This window comes from Kitasatospora sp. NPDC058184 (genome assembly GCF_042883725.1).
In the GTDB taxonomy this organism is placed as follows: domain Bacteria; phylum Actinomycetota; class Actinomycetes; order Streptomycetales; family Streptomycetaceae; genus Kitasatospora.
The window spans coordinates 304,815-325,328 of sequence record NZ_JBHVVE010000004.1; the positions used below are offsets into that span (position 1 = coordinate 304,815).

16 protein-coding genes are annotated in these 20,514 nt (G+C 74.1%); 10 read left to right on the forward strand and 6 right to left on the reverse strand.

Annotated elements, in window-relative coordinates; all coding sequences use genetic code 11:
* The first annotated feature begins 44 nt into the window (after positions 1-44).
* Positions 45-1,205 carry an ROK family protein gene (locus ACFVXH_RS09965; RefSeq protein ID WP_387822184.1) on the forward strand — a complete coding sequence of 387 codons (1,161 nt, stop codon included), beginning with the start codon at positions 45-47 and terminating at the stop codon, positions 1,203-1,205.
* An 81-nt stretch (positions 1,206-1,286) separates the two neighbouring features.
* Here the strand turns inward: ACFVXH_RS09965 and ACFVXH_RS09970 are convergent, their stop codons facing one another.
* On the reverse strand, positions 1,287-2,327 hold the full coding sequence (locus tag ACFVXH_RS09970) for a DUF3533 domain-containing protein (protein WP_387821967.1): 1,041 nt from the start codon (positions 2,325-2,327) through the stop codon (positions 1,287-1,289).
* Positions 2,328-2,453: 126 nt separating this feature from the next.
* Between ACFVXH_RS09970 and ACFVXH_RS09975 the strand changes: the two genes are divergently transcribed.
* Positions 2,454-2,903, forward strand: a complete 450-nt coding sequence (locus ACFVXH_RS09975) for a MarR family winged helix-turn-helix transcriptional regulator (protein WP_234348623.1) — start codon at positions 2,454-2,456, stop codon at positions 2,901-2,903.
* A 153-nt stretch (positions 2,904-3,056) separates the two neighbouring features.
* Positions 3,057-4,610 carry an MDR family MFS transporter gene (locus ACFVXH_RS09980; RefSeq protein WP_074001431.1) on the forward strand — a complete coding sequence of 518 codons (1,554 nt, stop codon included), beginning with the start codon at positions 3,057-3,059 and terminating at the stop codon, positions 4,608-4,610.
* A 96-nt stretch (positions 4,611-4,706) separates the two neighbouring features.
* On the opposite strand, the gene ACFVXH_RS09985 is transcribed toward ACFVXH_RS09980, so the two are convergent.
* Together ACFVXH_RS09985 and ACFVXH_RS09990 are read right to left on the reverse strand one after the other, a co-directional pair.
* On the reverse strand, positions 4,707-4,961 hold the full coding sequence (locus ACFVXH_RS09985) for a hypothetical protein (RefSeq protein WP_049658085.1): 255 nt from the start codon (positions 4,959-4,961) through the stop codon (positions 4,707-4,709).
* Positions 4,962-4,987: 26 nt separating this feature from the next.
* A complete protein-coding gene (locus ACFVXH_RS09990; protein WP_380740239.1) occupies positions 4,988-6,166 on the reverse strand; it encodes an anion permease in 1,179 nt (392 codons plus the stop codon).
* Positions 6,167-6,502: 336 nt separating this feature from the next.
* On the opposite strand from ACFVXH_RS09990, the gene ACFVXH_RS09995 reads away from it, so the two are divergent.
* The gene (locus ACFVXH_RS09995) at positions 6,503-8,032 is read left to right on the forward strand and encodes an NlpC/P60 family protein (RefSeq protein ID WP_387821972.1); all 1,530 of its coding nucleotides are present in this window, start codon (positions 6,503-6,505) and stop codon (positions 8,030-8,032) included.
* A gap of 70 nt (positions 8,033-8,102) precedes the next feature.
* Here the strand turns inward: ACFVXH_RS09995 and ACFVXH_RS10000 are convergent, their stop codons facing one another.
* On the reverse strand, positions 8,103-10,382 hold the full coding sequence (locus ACFVXH_RS10000) for an FdhF/YdeP family oxidoreductase (protein WP_074001433.1): 2,280 nt from the start codon (positions 10,380-10,382) through the stop codon (positions 8,103-8,105).
* A 177-nt stretch (positions 10,383-10,559) separates the two neighbouring features.
* Between ACFVXH_RS10000 and ACFVXH_RS10005 the strand changes: the two genes are divergently transcribed.
* Complete coding sequence (locus ACFVXH_RS10005) at positions 10,560-12,404, forward strand: protein kinase (RefSeq protein ID WP_387821976.1); 1,845 nt, start codon at positions 10,560-10,562, stop codon at positions 12,402-12,404.
* A gap of 66 nt (positions 12,405-12,470) precedes the next feature.
* Here the strand turns inward: ACFVXH_RS10005 and ACFVXH_RS10010 are convergent, their stop codons facing one another.
* Together ACFVXH_RS10010 and ACFVXH_RS10015 are read right to left on the reverse strand one after the other, a co-directional pair.
* The gene (locus ACFVXH_RS10010; RefSeq protein ID WP_387821979.1) at positions 12,471-14,411 is read right to left on the reverse strand and encodes an FAD/NAD(P)-binding protein; all 1,941 of its coding nucleotides are present in this window, start codon (positions 14,409-14,411) and stop codon (positions 12,471-12,473) included.
* A complete protein-coding gene (locus ACFVXH_RS10015; protein ID WP_049655456.1) occupies positions 14,408-15,361 on the reverse strand; it encodes an amino acid ABC transporter permease in 954 nt (317 codons plus the stop codon). The genes ACFVXH_RS10010 and ACFVXH_RS10015 overlap by 4 nt, the downstream gene beginning before the upstream one ends.
* A gap of 639 nt (positions 15,362-16,000) precedes the next feature.
* On the opposite strand from ACFVXH_RS10015, the gene ACFVXH_RS10020 reads away from it, so the two are divergent.
* The 5 genes from ACFVXH_RS10020 to ACFVXH_RS10040 are packed head-to-tail and all read left to right on the forward strand — an operon-like array spanning position 16,001 to position 20,473.
* Complete coding sequence (locus ACFVXH_RS10020; protein ID WP_117489518.1) at positions 16,001-17,155, forward strand: LLM class flavin-dependent oxidoreductase; 1,155 nt, start codon at positions 16,001-16,003, stop codon at positions 17,153-17,155.
* A complete protein-coding gene (locus ACFVXH_RS10025) occupies positions 17,152-17,670 on the forward strand; it encodes a GNAT family N-acetyltransferase (protein WP_049655459.1) in 519 nt (172 codons plus the stop codon). Before ACFVXH_RS10020 ends, ACFVXH_RS10025 begins: the two co-directional genes overlap by 4 nt.
* 10 nt (positions 17,671-17,680) lie before the next feature.
* Entirely contained in the window at positions 17,681-18,625 is a 945-nt protein-coding gene (locus tag ACFVXH_RS10030) for an ABC transporter substrate-binding protein (protein ID WP_049655460.1), read from the forward strand.
* Between the two features lie 28 nt (positions 18,626-18,653).
* Entirely contained in the window at positions 18,654-19,667 is a 1,014-nt protein-coding gene (locus ACFVXH_RS10035) for an amino acid ABC transporter permease (protein ID WP_387821984.1), read from the forward strand.
* Positions 19,668-19,720: 53 nt separating this feature from the next.
* Positions 19,721-20,473, forward strand: a complete 753-nt coding sequence (locus ACFVXH_RS10040; RefSeq protein WP_049655467.1) for an amino acid ABC transporter ATP-binding protein — start codon at positions 19,721-19,723, stop codon at positions 20,471-20,473.
* Positions 20,474-20,514: the final 41 nt, after the last annotated feature.

Consider the following 20,514-nt stretch of genomic DNA (forward strand, 5'->3'; position numbering starts at 1 on the left):
ACGAGTCCGACCCCGCCCGGACCGGGCCCGCCAGCCAGCAGGGGATGCGCCGGGCCAACCTGGCCCTGGTGCTCGGGACGATCGCGAGCGGGCCGCGCTCGCGCGCCGAGGTGGCCGCCGGGACGGGGCTGACCAGGGCCGCCGTCTCCTCGCTGGCCGAACAGCTGATCGCCGCCGGCCTGGTGGTCGAGGAGGGCCCCGCCGCGCCCAGCGGCAAGGTCGGCCGCCCCGGCACCGCCCTCGGCCTCAACCCGGCCGGGCCCGGCGGCCTCGGCGCCGAGATCGGCGTGCGGCACCTGGGCGCCTGCGTGGTCGACCTGCGCGGGGAGGTCCGCGCCTGGCGGCGCCGGGAGGTCTCCAACCACGGCCGCGAGCCCGCCGCCGTGATGGCCGACCTCGCCCACCTGCTGCACGAGGCCGTCGCCGAGTCGGGGCTGCGCCCGGCCGCCCTCACCCTGGCCGTGCCCGGGCTGGTCGGCGGCTCCGGCGGGATGCTCCAGCGGGCCGCCAACCTGGGCTGGCAGGACGTCCCGCTGGCCGCGGCCCTGCGCCCCGCGCTGCGGACGGCCGGGGGCGGACTGGCCGACCTGCCGATCGAGGCGGACAACGAGGCCAACCTCGGCGGACTGGCCGAGCGCTGGCTGGGCGAGGGCCCGGAGGACTTCCTGTACGTCTCCGCCGAGGCCGGGGTCGGCGCGGCGATCGTGGTCGGCGGCCGGCTGCTGCGCGGGGCGGGCGGCTTCGCCGGGGAGTTCGGCCACGTGCCGGTCCACCCCGACGGGCCCCGCTGCGCCTGCGGGGCGCACGGCTGCCTGGAGCAGTACGCGGGCGAGGCGGCGGTGCTGCGGGCAGCCGGCCTGACCGGGGCCCGCGGCGACTGGGTGGCCCTGCTCGCCGACCGCGCCGGGGTCGGGGACCCGGCCGCCCTCGCGGCGCTGGCCGGGGCCGGTACGGCGCTCGGCACCGCGGCCGCCGGCGCGGTCAACCTGCTGGACCCGGCCGAGGTGGTGCTGGGCGGCGGCTACGCCCGGCTGGCGCCCTGGCTGCTGCCCGCGATGCGGGCCGAGCTGGCCGCCCGGGTGACGGTGCGGCCCTGGTCGGAGGAGCGGCTGACGGTCTCCCGGCTGGGCCGCCGGGGCCCGCTGCTGGGCGCGGCGGTGCGGGTCGTCCGAGCCGTCGTGGCCGACCCGGGCCCGGTCGGGTAGCGGCGGGGCCCGGCGGCAACGCGGCCGAGCCCCCGGCCGTGGCGGCCGGGGGCTCGGTGACGAGCGGGAGGAGTGCGGGGCTCAGCTCTCGGCGGCGGCCAGTTCGCGGCCGCCGGAGCGCGGGCCGCGCAGCACGGCCAGCAGGGCGACGCCGATGCCGATCAGTGCCCAGACCACCATGACCAGGATCGGCAGCCCCAGGTTGGTGGAGCCGAAGTAGGCGACCGACTTGGTGGCGGTGGTACCGGCGCCGTTGGGGATCCAGGAGCCGATCGCCCGCCAGAACGGCGGCGTCATCGGCGCCGGGTAGACCCCACCCGCGCTCGGGTTGCCGAGCACCACGAAGATCAGCACCGCGACGCCGATCCCGAGGATGTCGAACAGGCACTGCAGCGCCATGGTGAACGCGCCGACCGTGAACACCACCAGGGCGCCGATGGCGCTCAGTCCGAGGACCGAGCCCGGCAGGGCGTCCAGCACCGGCCCGGCGATCACCGTGCCGAGGACGCCGGCGCCGACCGAGTACACCGCGAGGACGCCGAGGCGGATCAGCAGGCGGTGGGTGTTGGCCGGCTTGGAGCCCGCGCTGATGCCCAGGATCGAGGCGACCAGGTAGCCGCCGACGCACCAGCCGATCACCAGGTAGAAGGCGGAGAGGCCGTTGGTGTCGCCCTTGGCGAGCGGCACCACGTCGTGGACCTTGACCGTACGGCCCTGGGACTGGTCGATCGCGGTGGTGATGGACTCGGCGGCCTTGGCGGCGGAGGTGCCGCGGGCGCTGCCGACCAGCAGGGTGTCCTGGGTGGAGGTCGGGTCCACGACCAGTGCGGCGTAGAGCTTCTGGTCCTTGATCAGCTGGGTCGCCGTCTCGGCGTCCGGCGCGGTGCTGGCGCGGACGGCGTCGTTCGGCACCGACTCCAGCGCGCCGACCAGCTTGGGGGCGACCTGCGGCGGGGCGACCACCGCGATGGAGAGGTTCTGCGGGGCGGGCTTGTGCAGTGCCCCGATGTAGGAGGTGATGAAGCCGAGCTGGAGCAGCAGCACGCCGATCACGAGCAGTGCCGCGCGCGGGGTGACCGCGCTCTTCAGTTCGGCGATGAAACCCTGCCCCGGGGCTGCCATCCACATCTCCTCGTGTAATGGGGAAAAACGGTACTTCCAGAACCGATACTTCATACCATGAAGTAGTTGGCTTGTCGCACCGGCCGCGCCGGGCCGCCGCCGGTGTCGCTGCGCGATACTGGCGCGGTGAGTGACGAGGAATCCCTGGTGGCGGTGGAGCGCGAGGTCGCGCTGATGTTCCGACGGGGCCGGGCCAGAGTGGCGGAACTCTCACGGCGGGTGCACCCCGGGCTGGAGGGGATGGCGTACAGCCTGCTCGGCTACATCGAGCAGGCCGGGCCGGTGCGGGTGACCGACGTCGGCGCGCACTTCTCGGTCGGCAAGGCGACGGTGAGCCGGCAGGTCCGGACGCTGGAGGAGCTGGGCCTGGTGGCCCGGGAGACCGACCCGCTGGACCGCCGGGCCGCGCTGGTCTCGCTCACCGAGGACGGGCGGCGGCGCTACCTGGCCGCGCAGGGCGTCCGGATGCGGCGGGTGCGCGAGGTGATGGGCGGCTGGTCGCCGGAGGACGTGACCCGTTTCGCGGAGCTGCTGCACCGCTTCAACGACGTGCTGGGGGAGTCGGCGGCCGACTGACCGGGCGGTCCCCGGCGGTGCGACAGGGCCCGTAGCTGCGGGTTTTACTTGCCCTTGAAGAAAGTTGCCTTATTCAACCATCTCGTTTTATGGTTGCTTACGGCAACGAAATTTCATGATCCGCGCATCCCGCCCGCCCGCCGAAGGACCCAGATGACCGTGACCACCGAGGCCGCGAGCGGAACCGCCGCCGCGGCCGACAGTCCCCAGATGACGCACCGGCAGGTGATGGAGGCGCTCTCCGGCCTGCTGCTCGGCCTGTTCGTGGCCGTGCTCTCCTCGACCGTCGTCTCCAACGCCCTGCCGCACATCCTGGCCGACCTGCACGGCGGCCAGTCCGCGTACACCTGGGTGATCACCGCGGCCCTGCTCACCCTCACCGCCTCCACCCCGATCTGGGGCAAGCTCTCCGACCTCGTCAGCAAGAAGCTGCTGCTCCAGATCGCCCTGCTGATCTACATCGGCACCTCGGCGCTGGCCGGCCTCTCGCAGAACACCGGCGAGCTGATCGCCTGCCGCGCGCTCCAAGGCGTCGGCGCCGGCGGTGTCGTGGCGCTCGGCCAGATCTGCCTGGCCGCGATGGTCCCGCCGCGCGAGCGCGGCCGGTACAGCGGCTACTTCGGCGCGGTCTTCGCGCTCGCCACCATCGGCGGGCCGCTGATCGGCGGCGTCATCGTGGACACCTCCTGGCTGGGCTGGCGCTGGTGCTTCTACGTCGGCATCCCGTTCGCGCTGGTCGCGATCCTGGTGGTGCAGCGCACCCTCAAGCTGCCGCTGGTCAAGCGCAAGGCGAAGATCGACTACCTGGGCGCGCTGGTCATCACCGCCTCGGTCAGCCTGCTGATGATCTGGATCACCCTGGCCGGCAAGAACTACGCCTGGCTGTCCTGGCAGACCGCGGCCATGGTCGGCGGCGGCCTGGTGCTGGGCGCCCTGGCCGTCGTGATCGAGCGCCGCGCCGCCGAGCCGATCATCCCGCCGAGCCTCTTCAAGTACCGCACCGTCACCCTGGCCGCCATCGCCAGCGTGCTGGTCGGCGTCGGGATGTACGGCGCGACCACCTTCCTCAGCCAGTACTTCCAGCTGGCCCGCGCCAAGTCCCCGACCATGGCCGGCCTGATGACCCTGCCGATGATCCTCGGCCTGGCGGTCTCCTCCGCGGTGGCCGGCCGGCTGATCACCAAGTACGGCAAGTGGAAGGCCTACCTGGTCTCCGGCACCGCGCTGCTCGCCATCGGCTTCGGCCTGCTGGGCACCGCCCGGGCCGACACGAACTACGCGCTGCTCTCCCTCTACATGGCGATCACCGGCGTCGGCCTCGGCCTGACCAGCCAGAACCTGGTGCTCGCGGTGCAGAACACGGTGCCCCGGCACGAGCTCGGCGCGGCCAGCTCGGTGGTCACCTTCTTCCGCACCATGGGCGGCGCGATGGGCGTCTCCGCGCTCGGCGCGCTGATGACCAACAAGGTCGGCCACTACCTGGCCGAGAACCTGGCCGCGGCGCACGTCCCGGCCTCGCCCGCGGCGACCGGCGGCGGCATCCCGGACCTGGCCAAGCTGCCGGCCCCGATCGTGCCGCTGGTGACGGACGCGTTCGGCCACGGCGTCGGCACCGTCTTCCTGTGGGCCGCCCCGTTCGCGGCGCTGGCCTTCGTCACCGTCCTCTTCATCCGGGAGACCGTGCTGAGGACCACCCAGGAGGGCTGACCGGCCGGCGGGACCGACCGCGGGCAGGGATGCGCGAACGGGCCGGGGAGTGTGGAGACACTCCCCGGCCCGTTCCGTTGTGCGTGGCGCGTGTGGCTAGTGGCCGGCGATCAGGGACAGCCCGTAGAGGACGACCCCGCCGCACAGGGCGAAGCAGACGTACGCGCCGGCCAGGGCCAGCCGCCCGCCGCCCGCGGCTCCGGCGGTGCCCTCGCCCGTACCGGCGGCGCTCACCGCGGCCTCGCGGCGGGACAGCGCCAGGATGCCGAGCGCGAAGACGGCGACCACGGCGACGGTGATGCCGAAGCTGAGACCGGCGGTCTGGGCCAGGGCGTTCCACTTGATGTGCATGGTGAGTGCTCCTCAGCCGGTGGCGCTCAGGCCGCGACGGTGGTCGAGGCGGGGGTGGGGGTGTTCGCGGTACCGGCCGGTGCGACCTCGACCGGGGTGACGTCGACGTCGTTGACGTTGTCCGCGCCGACCGGCTGGCGGCGGGAGATCACCCACATCGCGGCCGCGCCGGCCACCAGCACGACGCCGACCAGGGCGACGCCCCAGCTGCCCTGCTCGGCCAGCAGGGCGGCGCCGCCGGAGACCACCGCGGCGGCCGGCAGGGTCAGGCCCCAGGTGTAGACCATGCGGCGGACCAGGCTCCAGCGCAGCTCGCCCTTCGGGCCGCCGAGGCCGGCGCCCATGATGCCGCCGGAGCAGACCTGGGTGGTGGAGAGGCCGAAGCCCATGTGCGAGGAGGTCAGGATGACGGTCGCGGCGGCCGACTCGGAGGCGAAGCCCTGCGGCGGGCGGATGTCCGCCAGGCCCTTGCCCATCGAGCGGATGATCCGCCAGCCGCCCATGTAGGTGCCGAGCGCGATCGCCGCGCCGGCGGAGACGATCACCCAGGTGGGGGGCAGCGCGCCGTGCGGCAGGGCGCCGACCGAGACCAGGGTCAGGGTGATGATGCCCATCGTCTTCTGGGCGTCGTTGGTGCCGTGCGCGAGCGAGATCAGCGAGGAGGAGAAGACCTGGCCGGTCTTGAAGCCCTTCTCGGTGGTCGCGGTGTTGCCCTTGCGGGTGATCGCGTAGGCCAGCTTGGTGGCGCCCCAGGAGGCCAGTCCGGCGACGAAGGGGGACGCGACGGCCGGGATGAGGATCTTGGTGACCACGGTGTCGAAGTTGACGCCGCTCGTGCCGACGCCGACGATCGTGGCGCCGATCAGGCCGCCGTACAGGGCGTGCGAGGAGCTGGACGGCAGGCCGCGCAGCCAGGTCAGCAGGTTCCAGAGGATCGCGCCGGCCAGTGCGGCGAAGATGATCTCGGGATGGACGCCGGCCTTCTCGTTGACGATGCCGCCGGAGATGGTGGTGGCGACCTTCACGGACAGGAACGCGCCCGCGAAGTTGAGCAGGGCCGCGATGGTGACCGCGACCTTCGGACGAAGGGCCCCGGTCGCGATCGCGGTGGCGGCCGCGTTGGCGGTGTCGTGGAACCCGTTGGTGAAGTCGAAGGCGAGCGCCGTGATGATCACAACGGCTACCAGGAACGAGATGTGTTCCATACCCAAACAATCGTCGTAGTTGTCGCACGGACGTTGGTGACGTCGCGACCGTAGGTCTGCTTGGTAAACGGAAGGTGAACTGGGTCGGGAATCGTGGTTCCAATGGTTGACTCGCAGTGACCACTGGGTTTCGTCGGGGTGACATACGGCGCGCTGAACTGGACATTAGCGAAGAACGCGCCGGTTCGACCCGGTTTGCTGAGAGCTGTCTCACAGGTCAATCGAGAATTAACCTCCCAGTCCGCATGCGCCCTGTTTCCGGTGAGTAACCCGTGGGAGGATCTGCGGGATCCGGGAAGCCGGGACAGGGGCAGTGCGCGGCGGGGAGGACCAGCCATGGGCGGGGCGGGACAGAGAGCGGAGACGGCACGCGTACGGCCCTGGGTACGGGCGGCACTGCGCTGCGGAGCCGTCCTCGCGGCCGCGGCGCTCGCGCTGCCGGTCGGCGCGGCGGCCGCCTGGGCCGCACCCGACCCGGGAGCCGGGCAGGTCGTCGCCGGCGCGGACCCGCTCGCCGACGCCAAGGCCACCCTCGGCCCGCTGCTCGACCGGCTGCACGCGCTGTACCAGAGCGCCGAGGCCGCCACCGAGCAGTACAACGGCGCCGTCGCCAAGGCGGCGGAGCAGCAGACCTCGCTCACCGACCTCCAGGGCCGGCAGGACCGCCAGCAGAAGCAGGTCGACGCCGGAACCGACATCGCCTCCCAGCTCGCCGCCGCGCAGTACCGCAACGGGTCCGCCTCGGCCTACGCCGAGCTGCTGCTCTCCAAGGACCCGTACGAGGCGGTCGTCATCGCCGAGCTGCTCGCCTCGGCCAGCCGCTCGCAGTCGGAGTTCCTGGACAAGCTGAAGAGCGACCGGGACGCGCTGGACGGGCTGAAGAAGCAGACCGAGGAGGCGCTGAAGACCTCCCAGGCGCTGGTCGCCCAGCAGGACGCGGCCAAGGCCAAGGCCGCCTCCGACCTGGCCGCCGTCGAGCAGACGGTCGCCACCCTGACCGGCGCCCAGCGGGCCGAGCTGGAGCAGCTGGAGAAGGCCAAGGCGGACGAGGCGCAGCTCGCGTTCCTCGCCTCCGGGGCGCTCGGCAAGGGCGAGCGCACGCCCTCCCAGCAGGGTCGCGGGGCGATCGCCTTCGCGCTGGCGCAGGTGGGCAAGCCGTACCTGTGGGGCGGCACCGGCCCGGACTCCTACGACTGCTCGGGCCTCACCTCGCAGGCCTGGCTGCACGCCGGCCGGCCGATCCCGCGCACCAGCCAGGAGCAGTGGGCGCAGCTGCCGCACGTGGCGCTCAACCAGCTGCGGCCCGGCGACCTGGTGGTGTACTTCCAGGACGCCTCGCACATCGGGATGTACATCGGTGGCGGGCTGATCGTGCAGGCGCCGCGGCCCGGGGCGTTCATCAAGATCTCGCCGATCGGCTCGATGCCGATCCTCGGCGCCGTCCGGCCGGACCCGACCGGTGCGGCGGACGAGGCCGGCGGCGCCTGGAAGGTGCCCGACCTCCCGGCGAACTGGGACTCCGTGACGCCGATCGCGCCGAGCCCGGCCAACCAGGTGCCGGCCCCGCCGGCCACGGGCGGCACGGTGACGCCGCCGGCCGTGCCGGGCACGCCGACCGACCCGGGCACGCCGAGCACGCCGGGCGGGACCGGTACGCCGACCGACCCGGGGACGCCGACCGGCGGCACCCCGACCACGACCCCGACCGGGACGCCGACCGGGCCGGGCACCCCGAGCGGGACCGGCACGCCCACCCCGACCGGGACGGGCACCCCGACGGGGAGCCCGAGCGGCACCGGTTCGGCGACCGCCACGGCCGCGGGCAGTGCGACGGCGACGCTGCCGCTGGGCACCCCGACGCACTGACGCGCCGGACAGGCAACGAGGAGGCCGCCCCACGTCACCGGACGCGGGGCGGCCTTCGCGGTGCTCGGGGTTACGCGCCGCTGTCGGGGGCGAAGCGGATCACGACCGCCTTGGAGGTCGGGGTGTTGCTGATGTCGGCGGTGGAGTCCAGCGGCACCAGCACGTTGGTCTCGGGGTAGTAGGCCGCCGCGCCGCCGCGGGCGACGGGGTAGTGGACGACCCGGAAGTGCGGGGCGCGGCGCTCCACCCCGTCGCTCCACTCGCCGACCAGGTCGACGTACCCGCCGTCGGTCAGCCCCAGCTCCTCGGCGTCCGCGGGGTTGACCAGGACCACCCGGCGGCCGCCCTTGATGCCGCGGTAGCGGTCGTCGAGGCCGTAGATCGTGGTGTTGTACTGGTCGTGCGAGCGCAGGGTCTGGAGCAGCAGCCGGCCCGGCGGGACCTCGGGCGCGGTCAGCGGGTTGACAGAGAAGTTGGCCTTCCCGGTCGCGGTCGGGAAGGTGCGGGTGTCCCGGGGGCCGTGCGGCAGGGTGAAGCCGCCGGGGCGGCGGACCTTCTCGTTGAAGTCCTCGAAGCCCGGGACGACGCGGGCGATCCGGTCCCGCAGGGTGTCGTAGTCGGTGGCGAAGTCCTCCCACGGCACGGTGTCCCGCGGCCCGAGCACGGTGCGGGCCAGCCGGCAGACGATCGCGGTCTCGGAGAGCAGGCCGGGGGCCGGCGGGCGCAGGCCGCCGCGCGAGGCGTGCACCTGGCCCATCGAGTCCTCGACGCTGACGAACTGGGCGCCGCGTGCGCTGACGTCCCGGTCGGTGCGGCCGAGGGTGGGCAGGATCAGGGCGCGGGCGCCGGTGACCACGTGCGAGCGGTTGAGCTTGGTGGAGACGTGGACGGTCAGCCGGCAGTTGCGCATCGCGGCCTCGGTGACCTCGGTGTCCGGGGTGGCCGCGACGAAGTTGCCGCCCATCGCGAAGAAGACCCCGATCCGGCCGTCGCGCATGGCGCGGATGGTGTCCACCGAGTCGAGGCCGTGCTCGCGCGGCGGCTCGAAGCCGAACTCCCGGCCCAGGGCGTCCAGGAAGGCGTCGCCGGGGCGCTCGAAGATGCCCATCGTCCGGTCGCCCTGGACGTTGCTGTGCCCGCGCACCGGGCAGACCCCGGCGCCGGGGCGGCCGACGTTGCCGCGCAGCAGCAGGAAGTTGACCACCTCGCGGATGGTCGGCACGGCGTGCTTGTGCTGGGTGAGGCCCATCGCCCAGCAGACGATGATCTTCTCGGACTTCAGCACCAGCCGGCCGAGCTCCTCGATCTGCTCCCAGGGCAGGCCGGTCGCGGCGAGCACCTCGGCGCGGTCGGTCCGCCGCGCCTGGGCCTCGAACTCCTCGAAGCCGTAGCAGTGTTCGGCGACGAAGTCGCGGTCGACGCCGTCCTGCTCCAGGACGATCCGGTTCAGCGCGCGGAACAGCGCGAGGTCCCCGCCGAGGCGGATCTGCAGGAAGAGGTCGGTCAGCTTGGTGCCGTGGCCGACCAGGCCGCGCGCGTGCTGCGGGTTCTTGAACCGCTCCAGGCCGGCCTCCGGCAGCGGGTTGACGCTGACGATCGTGGCGCCCGCCCGCTTGGCGCGCTCCAGCGCGGAGAGCATCCGGGGGTGGTTGGTGCCCGGGTTCTGGCCGGCCACGATGATCAGGTCGGCCTGGTAGAGGTCCTTCAGGCTGACGCTTCCCTTGCCGACGCCGAGCGTCTCGGTGAGCGCCGAGCCGGAGGACTCGTGGCACATGTTGGAGCAGTCCGGCAGGTTGTTGGTGCCGAGCCGGCGGGCGAACAGCTGGTACGCGAAGGCGGCCTCGTTGCTGGTCCGGCCGGAGGTGTAGAAGGCGGCGCCGTCCGGGGTGTCCAGGGCCTTCAGCTCCTCGGCGACCAGCGCGAAGGCGTCGTCCCAGGAGACCGGCGTGTAGTGGGTGGCGCCCTCGTCCAGCAGCATCGGCTGGGTGAGCCGGCCCTGCTGGCCCAGCCAGTAGCCGGAGCGCTCGGCCAGGTCGGCGACCGGGTGGGCGGCGAAGAACTCGGCGCGGACGCGGCGCTCGGTGGCCTCCTCGGCGACGGCCTTGGCGCCGTTCTCGCAGAACTCGGCGGTGTGCGGCTTGTCCGGCTCCGGCCAGGCGCAGCCGGGGCAGTCGAAGCCGTCCTGCTGGTTGACCTTGAGCAGGGTGGCCAGGGTGCGGCGGGCGCCCATCTGCTCGGCGGCCATCCGCAGGCTGTGGCCGACGGCGGGCAGCCCGGCGGCGGCGTGCTGGGGCGCGGACACCTCGGGGGCGTCCTGCGCCGGGTCGCTCTGCGGGGCCTGCTTGGCCATGGCCGCTCTCCTCGGGCTCTGCTGGTGCGTACCGCCGCCTTCGTGCGGGGGTTCGATTCCATCCTTCCACCTGGCCGGGGGCCGGGGGAGGGGGCGGGCGGGGAGGGGCGACGGCGGGGCGAAGGGCGGCGGCCGGCGTCGGTAGAGTCTGGGCGTCATGGCGGGAGGGGAGCGCGCGTGCGAGTCGGGGACGTCCTGGACGGCCGGTACGAGCTGGTGGAGAAGCTCGGGCAGGGCGGGTTCGGGGTGGTGTGGCGGGCCGAGGACACCCGGATGGGGCGGCCGGTGGCGGTCAAGGTCATCGGGCACCACGGCGGCGACCGGGCGAAGGCCGCGCTGCGGTTCGTCCGGGAGGCCGGCGCGGCCGGCAACCTCTCGCACCCGCACATCGTCACGGTGCACGACCTCGGGCAGTGCGAGCTCGGCGGCGAGGAGGTCACCTACCTGGTGATGGAGCTGCTCACCGGCCGCACCCTCACCGAGGTGCTGGAGGCGGGGGTGCCCGAGCCCGGGCTCAGCCTGCGCTGGGGGCGGCAGATCAGCGGCGCGCTGGCGGCCGCGCACGACGCGGGCATGGTGCACCGGGACATCAAGCCGGACAACGTGATGATCACCGACGCCGGGCACCTGAAGGTGCTGGACTTCGGCATCGCCCAGCTGGACACCGGCGCGGGCGGGCTGACCACCACCGGGACGATCGTCGGCAGCCCGGCGTACATGGCGCCCGAGCGGTGGACCGGCGGCCGGGTGGACGGGCGGGCCGACCTGTACGCGCTGGGCTGCGTCCTGGTCGAACTCTTCACCGGGGCACGGCCGTTCGGCGGGGACTCGACGCCGGTGCTGATGTACCAGCACCTCAACGAGGTGCCCGCGCCGCTGGACCCGGCGCAGTTCGGGCTGCCGCCGCAGGTGGCCGGGCTGGTCGCGGAGCTGCTGGCGAAGGACCCGGCGGACCGGCCGGCCGACGCCCGTACGGTCGAGCGGCGGCTCGCCGAGCTGGCCGGGTGGGCGGGCGGCCGGGCGGGTGCGCCGGCGCCGGTGCCGACGGTGGTGGAGCGCCCGGCGCCGGTGGTGCCGCCTCCGCCGAGCGCCCCGCCGGTCGTCCCCGCGCCCGCCGTTCCCCCGCCCGCCGTGCCGCCCGCCGTTCCCCCGCCCGCCGCGCCGCCCGCCGTCCCGTCGGTGCTGCCGCCGCTGACCACGCCGCCGGTGACGGCCGCGCCGCCCTCCGAGGCCGTACGGGCCGGGCTGCGCGAGCGCCGGTCGGCCGCCTACCGGGCGGCGACGGCCGGCGAGTCGGCGATGCTCCTGCAGACCGTCGCCCAGGAGTGCGTGACCGTGCTCGGCGCGAGCGACCGGGACACCCTGTGCACCTGGCGGGACTTCGCCTGGTACCTCAGCCGGACCGGGGACCTGAACGGCGCGATCCGGCTGCTGACCGCCCTGGTGGGCGACATGCGCTCGGCGCTCGGCCCGCTCGACCCGGACACCCTCGGCGCCCGCTACCACCTGGTCTGGTGCGTCGGCGAGAGCGGTGCGCCGATCACCACGATCAGGCTGATGCACGAGCTGCTGCCCGACCTGCACGCCGCCTGGGGCCCGTACGACCCCCGGGTCCTGAAGGCCCGGCACGACCTCGCGCTGCACCAGGCCAACCGGGGCGACCCGCAGGGCGCGGTGATCCAGCTGCACGGGCTGCTGCCGGACCTCGCTCGGGTGCTGGGCGAGCAGCACCCGAGCACCGTGCAGGCCTGGCAGGACCTGGCCGGGTACCAGCGGCAGCTGGCCGAGGCCGGCCGCAAGGGGCCGGGGCCGCGCCGCCGGACGCCGCGGATGAGCCCGATGGAGGCGCTGGTGCTGGTGCGGCGGCTGCGGGTGTGGGACTTCGCCACCGACGAGCAGGCCCGGGCCTGCATGGACGCGCTGGACCGGGGGATCGGCCTGAAGGGCGTCGCGGACGTGGTGTTCGACGCGCCGGACCACGTCTCGGACGAGGACCTGGTGGAGGAGATCTTCGGGGCCTGAGCGCCGCCGCCACGGCGCCCAGGCCACGCCGGTGCCGTCGCCGCGGTGCTCAGGCCGATACCGCCGTCACCGTGCGCACGCCGCCAGCGCCGGGGCTGCCGCCGGGAGCGCGGCCAGGGCCCGGAGCAGGGCGCGGGCGGCGGCGTCGTTCTGCCGGAAGCCGGGGGCGTCGGTGCGGGGGCGGGCGAAGGCGGCGGCCGCGCGCAGGCTGGTGTGCGGGCCGAGGGCGGTGCGGCGCGGGTGCGGGGCGCCGCCGAGGGCCGGGTCCAGCAGCCGGCTGTCGGCGGCGGCGATGGTGACCAGGCCGGAGCGGTGGGTGTAGTCCGGGTCGGTGACCACCTCCTCGACGATCCGTCCGGTGCGGTGCAGTTCGCCGAGCACCGGGTCCAGGGTGCGGGCCAGCGCGTGCTTGGGCAGGTACGCCTCGACCAGGGCCGTCGCGGTGACGTGGTGGCCGGGCACGGTGGCGCCGGAGGCCCGCCAGGTGCCGCTCGCCTCGTCCCGTTCGATCCGTACGTCCGCGCCGAGGAAGCGCACCACCCCGGCCTCGGAGAGGGCGAGCAGCTGGCGCAGCCGGAACCCGGGCGGGCCGGAGGCGAGGAAGCTGAAGTAGCCGAAGAACCACTCGTCCACCTCCTCGGCGAGGGAGCGGGCGGTGAGCCGGCCGCTGGCGACGACCCGGGGGAGCCGGCCGAACAGCGAGAGCAGGGCGAGGAAGGCGCCGAGGTCGGCGCTGTGCGCGGGGTCGGCGCGGCGGTCGGCGTCGGCGGTGACGTACCCGCGCAGGTGCGCCTGGAGCTCCTCGTCGGTGCCGAGTTCGAGCCCGGCCAGCGGGTGGTCGAGCCGTTCGAAGTCGATCCGGTCGGCCGGGTCGGGGACGGCCTCGGCGACCAGGGCGGCGAGTTCGGGGGAGTACCAGGCGTGCCGGTCGTAGCGGGCGAGGAACTCCGGCCAGGGCAGGGCGGTGCGTCCGGGGTGGGCGTGGAACAGCTCGTGGTAGTGCCCGAAGGCGATCTCCTTGGCCATCAACGGCCAGAAGTCGCGCCGCAGTTCGAGCTGTCCGCCGGTGGCGAGCACGGCGTCCACGGCGGCCTCGTCGAAGTACCGGGGGAGCGGGGCGGGCGGCCCCTGGAGCCGGTAGCCGGTCTTGGAGTGGTACGGGACGCCGCGCCGGGAGCCGAGGTGGAGCACCGGCTCGCGGCCGGAGGGGAGGTAGCGCAGCGCGGGCCCGTCCCCGGTGGGCTCGAAGCGGCCGCCGCGGCCCTCGGTGAGCAGGGCGACCAGGTCCACCGAGGCGAGGCCGAGGCCGCGCAGCACCACGTGTTCGCCGGGGGCGAGGGCGGCCAGGTCGTCGGCCGCGTCGGCGGAGTAGGCGGGCGGGAGGTGGAAGCGGCCGTGCCGGGCGGCGAACCGGGCGTCGGCGGCGTAGCGCGGGTGCGGGACGGAGTCGAGGTGGCCGAGGGTGAGCACGACGTGGTCGGCGGCGAGGGTCCGGTCGCCGAGGCGGACGGTCTGCGGGCCGTCGGCCGGGCCCTCGATCCGGCGGACGGTGTCGCGGTGGACGGTGACCGTGACGTGGGCCGGCAGTTCGGCGACGGCGCGGCGGAACACCCAGTCCAGGTAGGCGCTCTGGGCCCGGCGGGTGGGGAAGTCGGTGGGGGCGAGGGTGCGCAGCTCGGCCCGGACGGCCGGGTCGGCGACCTCCCGGTAGGGCGCGAACTCCTCCTGCCGGGGCGCCCATTCGGCGAGCGAGGGGCCGGGGCGGACCGGTCCGTCGAGGGTGGAGCGCTCGTCGGTGAACATGGTGACGTCCTCGGCCATCGAGTTCATCCGCAGCAGCGGGGACTGGTCGTGGCGCCAGATCCGGCCCGCGCCCGGCGGGTACGGGTCGACCAGGTGGATCGCCAACGGCCGCTCGGCGGGCAGGAGTTCGGCGGCGTTGGCGGCGATCCGCTCCAGCAGCCCGGTGCCGCGCGGGCCGGCGCCGACGATGACGAGCTCCGTCATGCCCGCACCACCTTGACGAGGGCCGCGCGGGCCCGCTGCAGCGGCGTGGGCGGCAGGCCGTCGCGGGTGGCGCCCCGGGCGAAGCGGCGCTCCACGTAGTACTGGCCGATGGACAGCAGGGTGGTGACCACCAGGTACCAGATGGTGGCGACCATCAGCATCGGGATGACCTGGTACGACTGGAGGTAGACCAGCTGCACCGAGTAGAGCAGGTCGGAGACGGCCAGCACGCTGACGATGCTGGTGCCCTTGAGCGCGCCGATCAGCATGTTCCCGGCGGTCGGCACGATCGCCCGCATCGCCTGCGGCACCACGATCCGGCGCAGCACCCGCCACCGGCCGAGCCCGAGCGCGGCCGCCGCCTCCAGCTGGCCGCGGTCGACGGAGAGGATGCCGCCGCGGATCACCTCGGCGGCGTACGCGGTCTCCAGCAGGGTGAGGCCGATGACGGCGGTGAGGGTGGGGCCCATCAGGTTGACGGTCTTGACCGTGACGAACTCGGGGCCGAACGGGATGCCCAGGCCGAGGGTCGGGTAGAGCGCGCCGATGTTGAAGAAGAACAGCAGCTGCACCAGTGGCGGGGTGGAGCGGAACACCCAGATGTAGCCCCAACTGAGCGTGCGCAGGACGGGGTTGTCGGACAGCCGCATGGTGGCGAGGACGGTGCCGAGCACGAAGCCGAGGGCGAGGGTGGCGGCGGTCAGCCAGAGGGTCAGGGCGAGGCCGTCGAGCACGGAGCGGGCGGTGAACCAGTCGGCGACCACGCTCCACTGGAAGGCCTTGTTGCGGACCACCGAGTTGACCGCCATCGCGGCCAGCAGCAGGGCGACGGCGGCCGCGGCCCACTGGCCGGGCTTGCGGCGGGCGACGATCCGGGCCTCGGGGGCGGGCGGCGCGTCGGGGCGGTCGAGGAGGGCGGGGGCGGGCAGGACGTCCTGCGGGGTGGCCATGGCGGCGGCTCCTGGGCGGAGTGCGGGCGGGGAGAGGTACGGCGGTGGTCACGTACGGGGGCGGCGGCCCGTGTCCCTCAACACGGCCGGCGCGTGGCACTGCACTCCGCGTCGATCGTACGCACGCGCGATCGACGGCTGTCAAGGGTGGTCGGGGGTGCCGGACGGCTTCGTCGAAGCGCGTCGAAAAACCGACAGGAGATCGCAACAGTGCGGCAATGATGGATGGTTGACGTACCGATCGGCCGACTGTTCAACTTGGGGCCATGTACGCCGAGCAGCCCCTGGTCACCCGCGACCACATCGACTTCGGTCGGGTGTGGTCCGCGGCGTGTCGCAGCTGACCCGGCAGCGGGCCGCCCGTCCGGCCTGATCCCCCGGCGGGGAGAGCCCTCCCTCGGACCGCCCCGTCGCGGCCGGATCCGTCGTCGACGACCGGCGACGCGTCAGGCCCCCGCTGCCGCCGATGACCCCGCACTGCGCTCCGGCCCTCCCGCGCTCCGGCCCTCCCGTCGTCCGGCATCTCCGCTCCCGCACCCCTCCCACCGTCACCCGCTCGACGGCCGCCCCGCCGCGGCCGCCTCCGGTGCCGCCCACCCGCGGTCCACCGGACCTCCACCCACCCCGAAAGGTTCCGCCATGCCCGTCGAATTCCTCGGCATCGCCGCCACCGGCGACGGTTCGGAGACCACCGCCCGCACCACCGCCGCCTTCGACCGCGACTACACCCTGCGGCTGGCCCGGGCGCACGAGGACCACGGCTGGGACCGGGTGCTCTTCGCGTACGGGGCCGGGGCCCCCGAGCCGGCGGCCGCGGCGGCCTTCCTCGCCTCGCACCTGGACCGCCTCCAGATCCTGCTGGCGCACCGGCCGAACGTCTCCTACCCGACCTTCGCGGCCAAGACCTTCGCGACGCTCGACCGGATCAGCGACGGCCGGCTGACCGTCCACTTCATCACCGGCGGCAACGACCACGAGCAGCAGCGCGAGGGCGACTTCCTGACCAAGGACCAGCGCTACGAGCGCACCCGCGAGTACATCGGCATCGTCAAGAAGGCCTGGACCAGCCGGGAGCCCTTCGACCACGAGGGCCCGCACTACCGCTTCAACGACTTCGTCTCGGACGTCTTCCCCGTGCAGCAGCCGCGCCCCGGGGTCTCCTTCGGCGGCTCCTCGGACGCGGCCTACGCGGCCGGCGGCGCCGAGGCGGACGTCTACTGCCTGTGGGGCGAGCCGCTGGCCCGCACCGCCGAGCAGATCGAGCGGGTGCGGGAGGCGGCCCGGGCCGCCGGGCGCACCGACGTGCCGCGGATCCAGGTGGCGTTCCGGCCGATCATCGCGCCGACCGAGGCGCTGGCCTGGGAGAAGGCGCACCGGACGGTGGCCGCGATCCGGGCCCGCCGGGGCGCCGACCGGCCGGGGACCACCCCCGAGGCCGTGACACCCGAAAACACCGGCTCCCGGCGGCTGATCGAGATCGCCGAGGCCGGCGAGCGCTACGACCGCGCGCTGTGGACCCCGACCGCCGCGGCGACCGGCGGGGCGGGCAACTCCAACGCGCTGGTCGGCACCCCGGAGACGGTCGCCCAGGCGCTGCTCGACTACTACGACCTCGGTGTGGACATCCTCTCCGCGCGCGGCTACCACCTGCTGGACGACGCGATCGACTTCGGCCGGTACGTCATCCCGATCGTCCGCGAGGAGGTCGCCAAGCGGGACGCCGCCAAGGCCGGGGCCGCCCGGGCCGAGCGGGCCGAGCGCGACCGCCACCAGCTGATCGCGGCGCAGGCGTGAGCGCGGCCGGCGGGTGGGAGTTCCGCAAGGCGTCCGTCGACGACCCCCTGGTCGAACCGCTGCTGCGCGAGCTCACCCACGAGTACGTCACCCGGTACGGCCCCGAGGCGCACCAGGAGATGACCCGCTACCCGGGCGAGGCCTTCGCCGAGCCGCACGGCGTGCTGCTGCTCCTGCTGGAGGACGGCGAACCGGTGGCCGGCGGCGCGTACAAGCGCTACGACGAGCGCACCGCCGAGGTGAAGCGGATGTGGACGCACTCCGCGCACCGCCGCCGGGGCCTGGCCCGCCGGGTGCTGGCCGAGCTGGAGCGGACGGCCGTCGCGGCCGGCTACAGCCGGTTCTACCTCACCACCGGGCCGCGCCAGCCCGAGGCCAGGAACCTCTACCTGGCGGCCGGCTACACCCCGCTGTTCGACGTCTCGGCCGATCCGCTGACCATCGGCCCGCTCCCCTTCGAGAAGCGGCTGCCGGTCCTCGGACCGCAGTCGCCCGTTCTGGCCCACACTCCCTGAAAGGCCCCCCGTGAGAACCAGCACCGTCCGCCGCCGCCTGCTCGCGACCGCCGCCCTGCTGCCGGTCCTGGCCCTGGCCGCCTGCGGCTCGGACCCGAAGATCGCGGGCGCGGCGGCGGGCGGTCCGTCCGCCGCCGCCACCGAGGACCTCGTCTCCGGCCTCAGGACCTCGCAGGCCGCCGCCGCGCTGCTGCCCGAGGACGTCCGCGCCGCCGGCACGATCAGGTTCGGCTCGTCCTTCGGCACGCCGCCCAGCGCCTTCTACACCGACCAGGCCGACCGGAGGCCCGCCGGGATCGACGTGGACTTCACCGACGCGGTGGCCAGGCTGCTCGGCCTGACCGTGCAGCGCGAGCAGGCCGCCTTCGAGACCATCCTGCCCGCCCTGGACAGCGGGAAGTACGACGTCGGCACCGGCAACTTCGGGGTCACCGCGGCCCGGCTGAAGACCATCGACTTCGTCACCTACATCGACGACGGCCAGGGCTTCGCGGTGAAGAAGGACAACACCGCGATCCAGCCGGTCACCGACCTGGTCCAGCTGTGCGGACTGACCATCGGCACCGGCGCCGGCACCACCTTCGAGACCACCCTCAACAGCCGGAAGAGCGTCTGCACCGACGCCGGGAAGAAGCCGTACGAGGTCAAGGCGTTCAGCGAGAGCGGCGCCCTGCTGACCAGCCTCCAGCAGGGCCGGGTGGACATCGAGATGTCCACCATCAACGGCCTGCGCCACCAGGTCGCGCAGGAGGCCTCGGGGACCCGCTTCCTCAACGAGTTCCACCGCCTCGACGTCGGCTTCGCCCTGAAGAAGGGCTCGAAGCTCGCCCCGGCCCTCCAGGCGGCGGTCAACCAGCTGATCAAGGACGGGACGTACGAGCGGATCCTGCGCAAGTGGGGGGTCGCCGAGTCGGCGATCAAGGAGTCGCAGATCAGCCCGCCCGAGCACGCCTGAGCGCCGGCCCGAGCGAAGGAGACCCCCGATGACCACCGCCACCACCGCCACCACCGGGACCAGCGCGGCCCCGCCCAGCCGGCCGGCCCCGGCCGCCGCCCTCGACCTCGACCGGCTGGCCGGCCTGCGCACCGTCCCGGCCCGGCACCCCTGGCGCTGGGCCGCCGGGATCGCCGCGCTGGTCGTGCTCGCCCAGTTCGCCCACGGCCTGGCCACCAACCCCGGCTGGGACTGGGCCACCTTCCGGCTCTACTTCACCGCCGACACCATCCTCCGGGCGATCGGGCGGACCCTCGAACTCACCGCCTACGGCACGGTGCTGGGCTTCCTGCTGGGCACCGTGGTCGCCGCGATGCGGCTGTCCCGCAGCGCGATCCTGCGCTCCATCGCCTGGGCCTACGTGTGGGTGTTCCGCTCGATCCCGCTGATCGTCCAGCTGGTGTTCTGGTTCAACCTCTCCTACCTGTACAAGCGGTTCGGGATCGGCATCCCGTTCGGCCCGACCTTCGGCGAGGTCGAGACGGTCGGGGTGCTCAGCGCGCTCGGCGCGGCGGTGCTCGGCCTCGGGCTGCACCAGGCCGCGTTCGCCGCCGAGATCATCCGCGGTGGCATCATCGCGGTGGACGCCGGCCAGCGCGAGGCCGCCGCCGCACTCGGCATCCCGCGCTGGCGGCAGGGCCGGCGGATCGTGCTGCCGCAGGCCATGCGCGGCATCCTGCCGGCCGCCGCCAACGAGGTGATCTCGCTGCTCAAGGGCACCTCGGTGGTCTACGTGATGGCCATCGGCGAGCTCTTCTACCAGGCCCAGGTGATCTACGGCCGTACGGGCCGGGTGGTGCCGCTGCTGATGGTCGCCACCGTCTGGTACGTGCTGCTGACCACCGTGCTCTCGGTCGGCCAGTACTACGTCGAGCGCCACTTCGCCCGCGGCGCCCAGCGCACCCCGCCGCCCACCCCGTGGCAGCGCGTCCGGGCCCTCGCCCGGAGCCTGCCGGACCGCACCCGGCCCGCCGCCGCCCGTACCCCCGGAGGACAGTCGTGACCACCCTGACGAAGCCCGAGCCGAGCCCGGCCGCCCCGACCCCGGCCGCCCCGATGGTGCAGGTCCGCGGCCTGCACAAGAGCTTCGGCCGGCTGGAGGTGCTGCGCGGGGTCGACCTGGACGTCCCGGCCGGCTCGGTGACCGTGGTGCTCGGCCCGTCCGGCTCCGGCAAGTCCACCCTGCTGCGCGCGATCAACCACCTGGAGAAGCTGGACCGCGGCCACGTCGCCATCGACGGCGAGCTGATCGGCTACCGCCGCTCCGGCGACCGGCTGTACGAGCTCAAGGAGCGCGAGGTGCTGCGCCAGCGCACCGGCATCGGCTTCGTGTTCCAGAACTTCAACCTGTTCCCGCACCTCACCGTGCTGGAGAACCTGGTCGAGGCGCCGGTCTCCGCGCTGCGCCGCCCCAGGGCCGAGGCCAGGGCGACGGCGCTGGCGCTGCTGGAGCGGGTCGGGCTGGCCGACAAGGCCGCCGCCTACCCCCGGCAGCTGTCCGGCGGGCAGCAGCAGCGGGTGGCGATCGCCCGGGCGCTGGCGCTGGAGCCGAAGGTGCTGCTGTTCGACGAGCCGACCTCGGCGCTCGACCCGGAGCTGGTCGGCGAGGTGCTGGACGTCATCAAGGACCTGGCCCGCAGCGGCACCACGATGATCGTGGTCACCCACGAGATCGGCTTCGCCCGCGAGGTCGCCGACACCGTGGTCTTCATGGACGGCGGCGTGGTGGTCGAGCAGGGCCCGCCCGCCGAGGTCCTGGACCGGCCGCGGCACGAGCGCACCCGGGCCTTCCTGGCCAAGGTCCTCTGACCTTCCCCTTTCCTCAACCCCCCTTTACCGAGCAGGAGTTC

What these genes read in the sequence shown, in the direction of transcription:
- ACFVXH_RS09985 (WP_049658085.1), bottom strand. Translation starts at nt 4,961, where the DNA reads ATGCACATCAAGTGGAACGCCCTGGCCCAGACCGCCGGTCTCAGCTTC.
- ACFVXH_RS10015 (WP_049655456.1), bottom strand. Translation starts at nt 15,361, where the DNA reads ATGGCCACCCCGCAGGACGTCCTGCCCGCCCCCGCCCTCCTCGACCGC.
- ACFVXH_RS10020 (WP_117489518.1), top strand. Translation starts at nt 16,001, where the DNA reads ATGCCCGTCGAATTCCTCGGCATCGCCGCCACCGGCGACGGTTCGGAG.
- ACFVXH_RS09980 (WP_074001431.1), top strand. Translation starts at nt 3,057, where the DNA reads ATGACCGTGACCACCGAGGCCGCGAGCGGAACCGCCGCCGCGGCCGAC.
- ACFVXH_RS09990 (WP_380740239.1), bottom strand. Translation starts at nt 6,166, where the DNA reads ATGGAACACATCTCGTTCCTGGTAGCCGTTGTGATCATCACGGCGCTC.
- ACFVXH_RS10000 (WP_074001433.1), bottom strand. Translation starts at nt 10,382, where the DNA reads ATGGCCAAGCAGGCCCCGCAGAGCGACCCGGCGCAGGACGCCCCCGAG.
- ACFVXH_RS10040 (WP_049655467.1), top strand. Translation starts at nt 19,721, where the DNA reads ATGGTGCAGGTCCGCGGCCTGCACAAGAGCTTCGGCCGGCTGGAGGTG.
- ACFVXH_RS09970 (WP_387821967.1), bottom strand. Translation starts at nt 2,327, where the DNA reads ATGGCAGCCCCGGGGCAGGGTTTCATCGCCGAACTGAAGAGCGCGGTC.
- ACFVXH_RS09965 (WP_387822184.1), top strand. Translation starts at nt 45, where the DNA reads ATGCGCCGGGCCAACCTGGCCCTGGTGCTCGGGACGATCGCGAGCGGG.
- ACFVXH_RS10035 (WP_387821984.1), top strand. Translation starts at nt 18,654, where the DNA reads ATGACCACCGCCACCACCGCCACCACCGGGACCAGCGCGGCCCCGCCC.
- ACFVXH_RS09995 (WP_387821972.1), top strand. Translation starts at nt 6,503, where the DNA reads ATGGGCGGGGCGGGACAGAGAGCGGAGACGGCACGCGTACGGCCCTGG.
- ACFVXH_RS10010 (WP_387821979.1), bottom strand. Translation starts at nt 14,411, where the DNA reads ATGACGGAGCTCGTCATCGTCGGCGCCGGCCCGCGCGGCACCGGGCTG.